Raw genomic sequence first — 12,956 nt, 5'->3', positions numbered from 1 at the left:
AGGGGAAGATCCGGCGCCCCCTCCCCGTTGGTAGAAGCATGAACAACACGCGTGAGGTCGAGGTGGTCGTCATAGGCGCCGGCCAGGGAGGTCTGGCCGCCGCCTATCACCTGGGCCGCACCGGCTTCGAGCCGGAACGCGACTTCGTCGTGCTGGACCACTCCCCCGCGCCGGGCGGCGCCTGGCAGTTCCGCTGGCCGTCGCTGACGTACGGCAAGGTGCACGGGATGCACGCGCTGCCGGGCATGGAGCTGACGGGGGCCGACCCGGCACGACCGTCGTCCGAGGTCGTCAGGGAGTACTTCGACACCTACGAGCGGACCTTCGACCTGCGGGTACGGCGCCCCGTGGACGTCCGCGCCGTGCGTGAGGGCGAGGACGGGCGGCTGGCCGTCGAGACCTCGGACGGTGGGTGGTCGACGCGGGCACTGATCAACGCGACGGGGACGTGGGACCGGCCGTTCTGGCCGCGCTACCCCGGGCAGGAGACCTTCCGGGGGCGGCAGTTGCACACCGCCCGGTACCCGGGGCCCGAGGAGTTCACGGGACTTCGGGTGATCGTGGTCGGCGGAGGCGCGTCCGGGACACAGCATCTGCTGGAGATCGCGCCGTACGCCGCCGCGACGACCTGGGTGACGAGGCGTCCGCCCGCGTTCCGCGAGGGACCGTTCGACGAGGGCGCCGGGCGGGCGGCGGTCGCCCTGGTGGAGGAGCGAGTGCGGCGAGGACTGCCGCCGAGGAGCGTCGTGTCGGTGACGGGTCTGCCGCTCAACGACGCGATCCGGCAGGGCATCGCGGACGGAGTCCTGGACCGGCTGCCGATGTTCGACCGGATCACCCCCGACGGCGTGGAGTGGGACGACGGCCGCCACACCGACGCCGACGTCATCCTCTGGGCGACCGGTTTCCGCGCCGCTGTCGACCATCTGGCTCCCTTGCGGCTGCGCGAGCCCGGTGGCGGCATCCGCGTCGACGGCACCCGCGCGGTCGCCGACCCCCGCGTCCACCTGGTCGGGTACGGCCCCTCGGCGAGCACCATCGGCGCCAACCGGGCCGGCCGTGCGGCGGTGCGGGACATCCGGCGGTTCCTGGCGAACACACCGGCCGCCGCCTGACGCCCCGAGCCGCCCCGGCCCCGACCTCAGCCCGTCGCCGGTGAGGGCGACCCGCTGCCCGTCCCGGCCTCCGGTGACGCCTTTCTGCGGTTCTGGTTGAACTCGGCGACGTTGCGCAGGTGTTCCTGGTAGTTCGCCGTGAAGCGGGTGTCGCCCGGCTTGACCGTGACGAAGTACAGCCAGTCACCCTCCGTCGGGTTGACGGCGGCACGCATCGCCGCCTCGCCCGGGTTGGCGATCGGAGTCGGCGGCAGGCCCATGCGCCGGTACGAGTTGTAGGGGCTGTCGATCTTCGTGTCGTCGACGGTGGTGTTCAACGTGGAGCGGTTCAGCGCGTAGTTGATGGTGGAGTCCATCTGCAGCGGCATCCCGCGTTCCAGGCGGTTGAAGACGACCCGGGCCACCCGGCCCATGTCCTGCTCGGTGGCCGCCTCGGCCTGGATGATGCTCGCGATGGTGACCGCCTGATAGACGTTCATCGCGTTGCGCTGGGCCCCGGCCGTGACCTGGCCGCCGTTGAACTTCTTGTTCGCGGTCTCGACCATGGACGCCAGCAGGGACTCGGGGGTCGACTTCTCCCGCAGCGGATACGTCGCCGGGAACAGATAGCCCTCCGGGTTGCCCTCGGCATCGTCGGGCAGCATCAGCCTGGCCTTGGACAGCGACTTCTTGGTGGACCCGGCGGGCAGCGCGAGGGCCTTGTCGACGGCTTCGTAGACCTGGCCGGAACGCCAGCCCTCCGGGATCACCAGGGACGCGGGGCGCTCGGCCGCGCCGTCACCGCCCCCCACGCTCAGCAGCGGCACCGCCACGGCGGTGGCCGCCACTACGGCCCCGGCCGCGATGAGGGCGGCCCGGCCCCGACGCGTCAGTCGAATCGTGCTCCGTGGCGGAGTGTTCATCTGCATGCGGGCACGGTAACCCGCATATCACCTCAAACCCGGCATATCTTCATCTTGTCGGCTCCAGTTTCGGCACCTTGGCCACGTCCCGACCGGGCTTCAGCCGCGCGTCCCGCCGGACCAGCGCCGCGTACCGCCCACCGCTCTCCAGCAGTTCCTCGTGCGTACCGCGCTCGACGGCACGCCCGGAGTCGAGCACGACGATCTGGTCGGCGCCGCGGATGGTGGAGAGCCGGTGCGCGATGGTGACGGTGGTGCGGTTCGCGGAGAGCGCGTCGATGGCCTCCTGCACCGCGTGCTCGGTACGGGTGTCGAGGGCGCTGGTCGCCTCGTCGAGGATGAGGACCGGGGGATCGCGCAGAATGGTGCGGGCGATGGCGAGACGCTGCTTCTCCCCGCCGGAGAAGCGGTGTCCGCGCTCACCGACGACGGTGTCGTAACCGTCGGGCAGGGCCGCGATGTGGTCGTGGATCTGGGCCGCCCGCGCGGCCGCGTGCAGTTCCTCGTCGGTGGCGTCCGGTTTCGCGAAGCGCAAGTTGTCGGCGACCGAGGCATGGAAGAGGTACGTCTCCTGCGAGACGACGCCGATGCCCCGCGCCAGGGTGTCGAAGTCCAGGTCGCGCACGTCGACGCCGTCGAGGGTGACCCGGCCACCCGTGACGTCGTACAGCCTCGGCACCAGCCAGCCGAGCGTGGACTTGCCGGCGCCGGTCGGCCCGACGACGGCGAGGCTGCCGCCGGCCGGAACGCTCAGGTCGATGCCGTCGAGGATCGGGCGCGACCTCGCGCCCCCGCCGGGGCCACCGGTCTCGCCGGGGCCACCGTTCTCGCCGGGACTGCCGGCACTGTCGGTGCTGTCCGCGTCGTAGCGGAACTCGACCTTCTCGAAGCGGAGTTCGCCCTTGATGCGGTCGAGGTGGACCGGGCGCTCGGCCTCGGTGATGTCGATCGGCAGGTCGAGGTACTCGAAGATGCGCTGGAAGAGGGCGAGCGAGGCCTGGATCTGGACACCCGTGGACAGCAGGCTCACGGTCGGCCGGAACAGGTTCTGCTGCAGCGACACGAAGGCGACGAGCGTGCCGACGGAGACGGACGGGCCGCCGAGTTGGAGCGCGACGCCGGCGGTCCAGTAGATGACGGCGGGCATGGCGGCCATGACGACGGTGATGATGGCCATGCGCCAGCGCCCCGCCATGTTGGCCCTGACCTCCAGGTCGACGAGCCCCTCGGACTCCTCGGCGAAGGACTTGGTGAGCGAGTCGGCGCGGCCCATGGTGCGCCCGAGCAGGATGCCGCTGACGGAGAGCGACTCGGTCACCGTCGCGGCCATGGCGGCCATCTGGTTCTGCCGCTGGGTGGTGATCTTCTTGCGCTCGTCGCCGACCCGGCGGCTTATCCACACGAAGAGCGGCAGCAGGAGCAGGGTGACCACGGTGAGCCGCCAGTCCAGAGCGACCATCGCGACGACCGTGGCGACCACGCTGGTGGTGTTGGACACCAGGGAGGTGGCCGTGGAGGTGACGGTCGCCTGCATGCCGCCGATGTCGTTGGCGATCCGGGACTGGACCTCGCCGGTCCTGGTCCGGGTGAAGAAGGCGAGCGACATCCGCTGCAGTCGACCGTAGACGGCGGTGCGCAGATCGTGCATGACACGCTGGCCGACAGTGGTGGAGATCAGCGTCTGCAGGACACCGAAGATGCTGGTCAGGACTGCGCTGAGGATCATGCCGAGGGCCAGCAGACTCAGCAGCCCGGTGCGCCCCTCGGGGATGGCGGTGTCGAGGATCTCCTTGAGGAGGAAGGGCGTGGCGACCGACGCGAGTGACGCGGCGCCGACGAGGAGGCCGACGATCGCGAGCCGACCGCGATAAGGGCGGAAGAGCTTCAGGATGCGACGCACCTGTCGGGGCTGTTCACCCGTGTCGGCGGAGGGCGCCCGGGTGGGTTCGGGATGGGGATGCATGGGCTCCTACGGGAGGTGAGGCGGGTGGGAGGTCGAGGTGACGACGAGGACTTCCGGCAAAGCTTCCGGCATTTCTGGGTACTTCTGGGGACTTCCGGGGGCCTGCGGAGCCTAGCTCATTGTTACCTATACTCACAATGAACATGGTCCTGATATTGTTCCCGGTATGACCGACCCCGATGCCGGCGGACTGCTCGCCGAGCAACTGCTGCGGCTCACCCGCCGCGTGCACCGCATCCAGAAGCGCCACCTCCAGCAGAGCGGGTTGGAGATCACCCCGGCGCAGTCGCGACTGCTGCGCACCCTCGCCCACTACGACACGCCGCCGAGGATGGCCGATCTGGCGGAGCGCCTGGAGGTCGTGCCCCGGGCCGTGACGACGCTGGTCGACGCGCTAGAGGAGAGCGGGCGGGTGCGCCGGGCGCCCGACCCCACCAACCGGCGGGTGATCCGGATAGAGGTCACGGACGAGGGCCTCAAGGTCCTGCGGGAGCTGCACCACGCGCGCCGCTCGGCGGCGGAGGAGATCCTGGCACCGCTGTCGGACGGTCAGCGGAGCGTACTCGAAGGCTTGCTCGACACGCTGGTCGACGGGACGCCGACGGCGGAGCGACGCTGCTGAGCGCCGCCGCCGACAGGGAGCCGCCGACTGGCGCCGACGACCAGGCGTACGCGAAGGGCCCGGCGCAGAGTGCTGCGCCGGGCCCTTCGTATCCCGGGAGGGCGGAGAAGGAGGGATCCAGAGGAAGGATCAACTCACTCCGGACGCGGCCTCCTTGGTCTCCCCCTTGGAGAGAGCGGGAACCCCTGCCTCCGAGTGAGTGCCCTCGGCCTCGCCCTCCGCGTCACCCTCCGCCTTCGCGGGAGGCTTCCCGGGCTCGTCCTCTTCCTCCACGAACTCGATCTCACCGTCGAGCATCTTCTTCGCCCGGTCGGTGTCCAGCGCGCCCTCCCACTTCGACACCGCGAAGACGGCGACACAGTTGCCGAGGAGGTTGGTGACGACGCGCATCGAGTCCATGATGCGGTCGACGCCGAGGAGCAGGGCGACGGCGCCGGCCGGGATGGCACCGAGCGAGGAGGCGGTCGCCGACAGCGCGAGGAACGCCGAACCGGGGATGCCCGCCATGCCCTTGCTGGTCAGCATCAGGACCAGGACGACGGTGACCTGCTGACTGAGACTGAGGTCCACTCCCACGGCCTGCGCGATGAACAGGGTGCCGATGGACAGGTAGATGGACGCGCCGTCGAGGTTGAAGGAGTACCCGGTGGGCAACACCAGACCCACGGCGTCGTCGCGGGCTCCGGCCTGGCGCAGCTTCTGCATCATGCGCGGCATCACGGACTCGCTGGACGCGGTGCCCAGCGCGAGCAGCATCTCCGCCCGCGTGTAGCGGACGAACTTCCACAGGCTCAGCCCGGTCATCAACTTCAGTGCGACGCCCAGCAGCACCAGGAACGCGGCGGCGACGGCGTAGCAGAGGATGATCAACTTGGCGTAGGTCTTCATCACGCCCAGGCCGTACTCACCGACCAGGTGGACCATCGCGCCGAACACGGCGAGCGGGGCCAGCTTCATGACGAAGCCAACGATCGCGAAGATGACCTCCTGGGCCTGCTCGATGGCGGGCAGGATCTTGGGCACCTTGGTGTGCCCGAGGTGCAGCAGCGCGGCGCCGGTGAGGCAGGCGAGCACGAGCACCTGGAGCAGCGCGTTCTCGGCGAACGCGCCGATCGCGCTCTGGGGCAGCGCGTTGAGGATGAACTCGCTCGTCGTCGGCAGCTCACCGCCGGCGGTCTTCGCGTCGACCGCCGAGGTGTCGAGCTTCGAGGGGTCGACGTTCATGCCCGAGCCGGGACCGAAGACGTTGGCGGCGACCAGACCGATGAGCAGCGCGGCCGTCGAGGCGACCTCGAACCAGATCAGGGCCTTGAGCCCGATCCGTCCGAAGGCCTTCAGATTGCCGGCCTTGGCGATGCCGACGACGACCACGCAGAACACGAGTGGCGAGATGACGGTCTTGATGAGCCGGATGAAACCGTCGCCGAGCGGTTGGAAGGTCGTGGCCGTGTCCGGCCACAACCTTCCGACGACGATTCCGAGCACAAGCGCGACTCCGACTTGCGCGAACAATGAGGTACGCAGCATGCGTGCGACGCGTCGCGGCAGGGACGGTACGGACTGCGGCACGGGCACTCCTCCGAGGGGACTTTCTGGCATGCGGAAAAATGCTTCCGCGTCGATCACTATCGGGGAGTCGTCGCTCGCAGGGAAGACCGCCGCGTTTCACGGAGGTAAATCATCGAACAGACGTCACATCGCACGCATGGGGCATCAACAGCCCATACGGTCCTGGGTCAGCACTCCCTGTACGGAGACCAGCGAACGGTCGTAGCATCCGTCCGACCCGTAGGTTCGGTAGCGCTCGCTCGTCGTCCCGACGGCGTGCCGCTGGTCGCGCGGTACGTTCGCGGTGTACGTGGCGTCACCGGTGTAGGTGTCGTCGAGCCGGGACCACGCCGTGCGCCGCCCGCCGTGCGTCTCGGTGACCGTCGCCCGGTCGCCGAGCGTGAGCACGGTCCGCAGCCGCTCTCCCGCGCCGAGCGTGGTCGTTCCGTCCATCGTGTACGACCGCTGGACACGCGTCGCCCGGTCCTGCCCACGTCCGGCTCCTCCGCTGCCTCCGCTCACGGTGACCGTCTCGTCGTCGCTCCACGTCGCGTCGAGCGCGTCGGGGTTCTCGCCGTCCGACCAGGTGTGCGTGGAGGTGTTGACGAGGCTGCGGCGAACGGTGGTCGTGACCCGGCCGTGGGAGGTGTCGACGTAGCCGGCGACGGTCAGCCGATGGCTCCCCTCGGTGTCGAGGCGGTGCTCCGCACCGGGCGTGTACGTGGTCGTGTTGGCGAAGTCGCCCTCCCTCACCTTCGTGAGGGCGCCGGTGACGTGCTCGCTCTTCTCGTCCTGCCAGACCAGGACGTTGACCGGGGTGCTCCAGCCGCTCTGCCCCTCGGGCACACCGGCGACGGACACCTCGATCCGGTGCGGGCGCCCGTCGTTGAGGAGTCCGGCGAAGGGGGTGAGGTCGTAGCGGAGGGGCTGGATGTCGAAGGCGCGGAGCCCGGGGACGACGTACCAGAGGAAGGGGTTGGACCAGCCGCCGGTCCACACGTTCGGGAACGGCGCGGCGATTCCGGCCAGTTGCCCGTCCACCGCGATCCGCACCTCACGGTAGGGCCCGTCGTCAGCCTTGCAGGAGTACGGCGCCTCGTCGGGCACCGTCAGGTACCAGTACTCCTCGCAACCGCCGCCGGACCCGGTCGCGTACACCTCGGCGATGACGCGTTCGGTGTTGCGCGGGGTGGTGAGGCTGGTGCCGTCCTGGAGAGTGAGGACACGGTCGGGGACGGTTCTCGCCGTTCTCGCGTCGGGCCGGCCGACGTAGAAGGTCAGCGTGACCTTGACGTCGAGGATGCCGGTGTACGTGTCGTCGACGACGTTGCCGATGAGCATCTCGACCGGCTGCTCGGTACGCAGGGTGTCGCTGTAGCGCGTGACGTCCTTCTCCACGGACCACTCGATGCCGTCGGGCGAGGGCTGCGGGGTCGACGTCCGGAACACCTCGACGCCGCCGATGTGCAGATGGCCGAGACGGTCGAACTGGCGGCCCTTGACCTTGCCGTCGAGCCGCAGGACGACCTTGCTCCATCTCTTCCCGCACTCCCCCGGCGGCGCGTAGGTCCCCCGGTACGGCGTGAAGTCCTTGAACTGCGCCTCGGCGACCGTCACTTCGCACGATTTCGTGTTCTCGGGTCTGGCGACGGCCGGGGCAGCGGTGATCGGATCGTGCCAGTCGGAGCCGAACTCGGCGGGGACGGCGGGCGAAGCACCGGTCCGAAAGGGGGTTGCGGCGGATCGGGCGGAAGCGGCGACGGATTCGTCGGGGGTCCCGGCGGACTGGGCGGGGGTGGCCCCGAGGAGGGTGCTCGCCAGGAGGGTCGCCCCGGTGAGCATGGACATGATGATCCGGCTTCTCATGGCCGGAGTTCTACGGGGAGTCGGCACTCCGCCGCAATGGGATCTCCGGCCACAAGCAGGCCCAGGCGCACCGGCCGCCTCAGGCCTTCAGCTCCGCCTTGTCCCCCATGACGATCACCGGGTGCAGGGCCGGGTCGAGCGTACGCAGCAGGTACTCCATGCCCGACTTGGACAGGCTGACACAGGCCGAGGTGCCGCTGCCGTGGTCCATGTGCAGCCAGATGCTGCCCCCCTTCGACTGGCCCTCGGGACGCGTCGGGTCGATCGGCGAGGTGCCCTTGACCCGGTTGTAGTCGATCGCGATGACGTAGTCGAAGTCGTGCCAGTGCGACTTGGCCCAGTAGTGGGGCGCCTGGAACGACACCGACCGGCTGTACGGCAGCTTGGCCCCCGGGTCGGCCAGCACCCCTCCCGCGTCGCTCAGTGTGAACACGCCGACCGGGCTGCGCTTGTCGCCCTCCCGATGGTCGGTGGTCCATCCCTTCTTGCCGTTGTGGCCCTCCCAACTACGGGTCTTCTTCCAGTTGGAGCCGCTTTTCGTGTAGAGCACGACTGTGGCGTCGGCGTCGTTCCTGCCCTCCCCGTAGACGGCCACGACCTGGCGGGACTCCGCGGGGATCTGCTTCTGGAGACGGTCACCGACGCCCGGGACACGGGTCGGGTCAACGGTCCCGGCCCCGGCCCGATCCGTCCCGCCCCCGGACTTCGTGGCGTTCGTGTCGGCCCTGGCTCCGTCGTTCGTGACACCCGAACCGCCGCACGCCGCGACGGACATCACCAGCGCGCCGCAGACCACCACGGCGAGTCCGACACGGGCCGCGCCCTTCCTCGCACCCATGTCGTCCGCACTGCCCGCACTGCTCGCCGCACCCGCGCTCGCGTCGCTCACCGTGCCGGTTCGTCCCCGCCTCGTACCGCCTATTCGCATGCGGTCCATCGTCGCACCGCTCGCCGGACGGGGGCGCCCGCCGTCGCGCGCGTCGAGCCCTCCGCGGAGTGTCCAGGCCGAAACTTTGCCCGGCACCGGAAAACCGTTTGCTTCCGACCACGCCGCGACGCGAACCTTTCACGGCCGGTCGCTGGACCTCGCCGCCCCTTTTCTCCCCACTTCTCCTCCCTTCCCCTCATCCCTGACACGAGCCTCTGGGACGTCATGCAGATTCAAGACCTTCCGTACAAAGACCCGGGTGTGCCGGACGCGCGCTCGGGCCCACGATTCCTGTGGTGGCTCGGCCGGAATCAGCTGGGCGGACAGTTCAAGGCGCTGGCGTGGGGGTTGCTGCACTTCACGTCCGTGGCCGGACTGCCGTTCTGTGTCGGCTTCGCCATCCAGGCCGTGGTCGACCGCTCCGGATCCCGACTCGCCCTCGCGGGGGTGGTGATGATGGTGTGCGGCTTCACCATCGCGTTGGGCGACACCTTCCTGCACCGGGCCGCCGTCACCAACTGGATCACGGCCGCCGCCCGCGTCCAGCAGTTGCTGGCCCGCAAGACGGCCCAGCTCGGCTCAGCGCTGACCCGCCGGGTCGCAGCCGGAGAGGTGGTCGCGGTCTCCACCGGCGACGTCGAGAAGATCGGCTGGTTCGTCGAGGCCATCTCCCGCTTCACCGCCGCCGCCCTCACCGTGGTGCTGGTCTGCGTCGGCCTGGTCGTGTACCAGCCCGCCCTGGGCATCGTCGTCGCCATCGGAGTCCCCGTCCTCGCCCTGGCCGTGCTTCCGCTGCTGCCCCGCGCGACCCGCCGCGCCGACTTGCAGCGCGAGAAGGCCGGCCGCGCCACCGAGCTGGCCTCCGACACCGTCGCGGGCCTGCGCGTGCTGCGCGGCATCGGCGGCGAGGACCTCTTTCTGGACCGCTACCGCCGCGCCTCCCAGGAGGTCCGCCACGCCGCCGTCCGCAGCGCCCGTATGTGGGCGCTCATCTCCGGCATCCAGGTGCTGCTGCCGGGACTGCTGATGATCGCGGTCGTCTGGCACGGCGTGGGTCTCGCCCGAGAGGGCCGCATCACGGTCGGCGAACTGGTCACGGTGTACAGCGCGGTCATGCTGCTGGCGTACCCGCTCAGACACTTCGAGGAGATCGCGATGGCGTACTCCTTCTCCCGCCCGTCCGCCAAGCGGGCCGCCGGAGTGCTGTCACTGGAGCGGGCCACGGACACCGAGGGGTCCCGAGAGGCCGCCGTGCCCACCGGAGACCTGTACGACCCGGCCACCGGGCTGCTCGCCCCAACCGGGTGTCTCACGGCGGTGGTGTGCGGTGACCCGGACGCGGCCGGACGACTGGCGGAACGGCTGGGCGGCCACGCCGCCGAGGAGGGCACCTCCGTGCTCCTCGGCGGTGTCCCGCTCGACGAACTGCCCCTCGACTCCGCCCGCACGGCCGTCCTCGTCCAGGACAAGGACCCGGTGCTGCTCTCCGGCACTCTGCGCGAACTCCTCGACGTCCCCTCCTCGGGCCAGGTCACCGCCGTGGAGGCGCTGAACGCCGCCCAGTGCGGTGACGTACTGGACGCCCTGGTCCAGGGATCACTGGACGCCGAGGACCCGATGGACGCGCGGATCACCGAACGCGGGCGGTCCCTGTCCGGCGGCCAGCGCCAGCGACTCGCCCTGGCCCGCTCCCTGATCACGGATCCCAAGGTGTTGGTCCTCGACGAGCCGACCTCTGCCGTCGACTCGCACACCGAGGCCCGGGTCGCCGACGGCATCCGCTCGCTGCGGGCGGGCAGCACGACGGTCGTGTTCACCTCCTCGCCCCTCCTGCTCGACCTCGCCGACCGCGTCGTGCTCGTCCACGACGGTGAGGTCGCGGCGGTCGGCCTGCACCACGACCTGGTCCGCAAGGAACCCCGGTATCGGGCCGTCGTCACCCGCGAGACCGACGAGGAGGCCGACGAGAGGACCGCCCTCACCGGCCGGCCGCAAGACCGCAAGACCGCTCTCAGCGAAGTGCTGGACGAACTGGAAGAGATCGAGGAGACCGCATGATCGGCGTGGCGCCCCCGGCCTACGACCCGGCCGCCCCGACAACGGCGAACACCCTGCCCGTCGGCGCCCCCGCGACCGTACGCGCCTACGTGGCCGAACTGTTCCGCCGGCACCGCCGGGCGTTCGTCCTGCTCATCACCGTCAACACCATCGCGGTCGTGGCCTCGATGGCGGGCCCCTACCTGCTCGGCGCACTCGTCGAACGGGTCTCCGACGGGGCGCGCGAACTCCATCTGGAAGTCACCGCGGCGGTGTTCGTCGCCGCCCTCGTCGTCCAGGCCGTCTTCGTACGGGAGGTACGTCTGCGCGGCGCCATGCTCGGCGAGCGGATGCTGGCCGACCTGCGCGAGGACTTCCTCGTGCGGTCGGTCGGCCTGCCGCCGGGTGTCCTGGAACGTGCCGGCACGGGTGACCTGCTCTCCCGCATCACCACGGACATCGACCGGCTCGCCAACGCCATGCGTGAAGCCGTGCCCCAGCTGGCCATCGGCGTGGTCTGGGTGGCCCTGCTCCTCGGCGGCCTGGCCGTGACCGCTCCCCCGCTGGCGCTCGCCGTCCTGCTGGCCCTGCCGCTGCTGGTGGTCGGCTGCCGCTGGTACTTCAAGCGCGCCCCCTCCGCCTACCGCTCGGAGTCCGCGGGGTACGCCGCCGTCGCCGCCGTGCTCGCGGAGACGGTGGACGCCGGCCGCACCGTCGAGGCCCACCGCCTCGGCACACGCCGCATCGACCTCTCCGACCAGCGGGTCCGTGAGTGGACCGCCTGGGAGCGGTACACGCTGTGGCTGCGGTCGGTGCTCTTCCCCGTCATCAACTTCACGCACACCACGGTCCTCGGGTCCGTCCTGATCATCGGCGGGGTGTTCGTCCTGAAGGGCTGGATCGGGCTCGGGCAGCTCACCACGGGCGCGCTCATCGCCCAGATGCTCGTCGACCCCATCAACCTCATCCTCCGCTGGTACGACGAACTGCAGGTTGCCGAGGTGTCGCTGGCCCGTCTGGTAGGGGTACGGGACATCGAGCCGGACGCGGGCGACCCGACCGTGGCTCCCGAGGGGCGCCATGTCCACGCCGACCGGGTGCGCTTCGGGTACCGCGAAGGCGTGGACGTCCTGCGCAAGGTGTCCCTGGAGGTCGCGCCGGGCACCCGGCTCGCGCTCGTCGGCCCCTCCGGCGCGGGCAAGTCGACCCTGGGCCGACTGCTCGCCGGGATCTACGCGCCCCGCGACGGCCGCGTCACCCTCGGTGGTGCCGAGCTGTCCCGGATGCCCGCCGAGGACGTCCGCTCCCACGTCGCCCTGGTCAACCAGGAGCACCACGTCTTCGTCGGCTCCCTCCGCGACAACCTGCTCCTGGCCCGCACCGGCGCGCAGGACGCCGAGCTGTGGGCAGCGCTGGGCGCGGTCGACGCCGACACCTGGGCACGGGCACTGGACGAGGGGCTGGACACCGAGGTCGGTTCCGGCGGGTTCACGCTCACCCCGGCGCAAGCCCAGCAGATCGCACTGGCCCGGCTGGTCCTGGCCGACCCGCACACGCTGGTCCTGGACGAGGCGACCTCTCTTCTCGACCCACGGGCGGCCCGCCATCTGGAACGCTCCCTCGCCCGCGTCCTCGACGGCCGGACCGTCGTCGCCATCGCCCACCGCCTGCACACCGCCCACGACGCCGACGTCATCGCCGTCGTCGAGAACGGCCGCATCAGCGAGCTGGGCAGCCACGACCAGCTCGTCGCGGCGGACGGCGCGTACGCCGCACTGTGGAGGTCGTGGCACGGCTGACCGGCGCGGGGGCGCCGCCACCAGGCGGAGAACGGCCGTCACCGACCGGACGGCGCCCCAGCCCAGGCCCCTGTTCGGCTCCTGCACGGCGCTCACGACGGGTGGGGCCGCACCGGCGGGGCCCTGCCGCCGGACCGCAAGGCGCACCGGCCTCGGCGGCGGGCCCCACCGTTGCC

At 70.6% G+C, this 12,956-nt stretch carries 9 protein-coding genes; 4 read left to right on the top strand and 5 right to left on the bottom strand.

The window, feature by feature from the left end; all coding sequences use genetic code 11:
* The first annotated feature begins 38 nt into the window (after positions 1-38).
* Positions 39-1,115 (top strand): NAD(P)-binding domain-containing protein, encoded by a 1,077-nt coding sequence (locus K1J60_RS39970; protein WP_220650480.1) that lies wholly within the window; start codon positions 39-41, stop codon positions 1,113-1,115.
* 26 nt (positions 1,116-1,141) lie between these two features.
* Here the strand turns inward: K1J60_RS39970 and mltG are convergent, their stop codons facing one another.
* On the bottom strand, positions 1,142-2,023 hold the full coding sequence (gene mltG / locus K1J60_RS39965; RefSeq protein WP_220650479.1) for an endolytic transglycosylase MltG: 882 nt from the start codon (positions 2,021-2,023) through the stop codon (positions 1,142-1,144).
* A gap of 43 nt (positions 2,024-2,066) precedes the next feature.
* Positions 2,067-3,980 carry an ABC transporter ATP-binding protein gene (locus tag K1J60_RS39960; RefSeq protein WP_220650478.1) on the bottom strand — a complete coding sequence of 638 codons (1,914 nt, stop codon included), beginning with the start codon at positions 3,978-3,980 and terminating at the stop codon, positions 2,067-2,069.
* A gap of 166 nt (positions 3,981-4,146) precedes the next feature.
* Here K1J60_RS39960 and K1J60_RS39955 point away from each other — a divergent pair, with 166 nt between their 5' ends.
* Positions 4,147-4,602, top strand: a complete 456-nt coding sequence (locus K1J60_RS39955) for a MarR family winged helix-turn-helix transcriptional regulator (protein WP_220650477.1) — start codon at positions 4,147-4,149, stop codon at positions 4,600-4,602.
* Between the two features lie 129 nt (positions 4,603-4,731).
* Here K1J60_RS39955 and K1J60_RS39950 read toward each other — a convergent pair whose 3' ends face one another.
* The 3 genes from K1J60_RS39950 to K1J60_RS39940 form a co-directional block, all read right to left on the bottom strand.
* Positions 4,732-6,171 carry a cation:dicarboxylate symporter family transporter gene (locus tag K1J60_RS39950; protein WP_220650476.1) on the bottom strand — a complete coding sequence of 480 codons (1,440 nt, stop codon included), beginning with the start codon at positions 6,169-6,171 and terminating at the stop codon, positions 4,732-4,734.
* A 144-nt stretch (positions 6,172-6,315) separates the two neighbouring features.
* Positions 6,316-8,016: a peptide-N4-asparagine amidase gene (locus K1J60_RS39945; RefSeq protein WP_220650475.1), complete on the bottom strand. Its 1,701-nt coding sequence runs from the start codon at positions 8,014-8,016 to the stop codon at positions 6,316-6,318.
* Positions 8,017-8,095: 79 nt separating this feature from the next.
* The gene (locus tag K1J60_RS39940) at positions 8,096-8,854 is read right to left on the bottom strand and encodes a hypothetical protein (RefSeq protein ID WP_220651914.1); all 759 of its coding nucleotides are present in this window, start codon (positions 8,852-8,854) and stop codon (positions 8,096-8,098) included.
* Between the two features lie 315 nt (positions 8,855-9,169).
* On the opposite strand from K1J60_RS39940, the gene K1J60_RS39935 reads away from it, so the two are divergent.
* Complete coding sequence (locus tag K1J60_RS39935; RefSeq protein WP_220650474.1) at positions 9,170-11,002, top strand: ABC transporter transmembrane domain-containing protein; 1,833 nt, start codon at positions 9,170-9,172, stop codon at positions 11,000-11,002.
* Positions 10,999-12,780 carry an ABC transporter ATP-binding protein gene (locus K1J60_RS39930; RefSeq protein WP_220650473.1) on the top strand — a complete coding sequence of 594 codons (1,782 nt, stop codon included), beginning with the start codon at positions 10,999-11,001 and terminating at the stop codon, positions 12,778-12,780. The genes K1J60_RS39935 and K1J60_RS39930 overlap by 4 nt, the downstream gene beginning before the upstream one ends.
* Positions 12,781-12,956 lie beyond the last annotated feature (176 nt).

This window comes from Streptomyces akebiae, assembly GCF_019599145.1.
GTDB lineage: Bacteria > Actinomycetota > Actinomycetes > Streptomycetales > Streptomycetaceae > Streptomyces > Streptomyces akebiae.
Note: the sequence above shows the minus strand (reverse complement) of the source record. Positions and strands in the feature narration are given on the sequence as shown.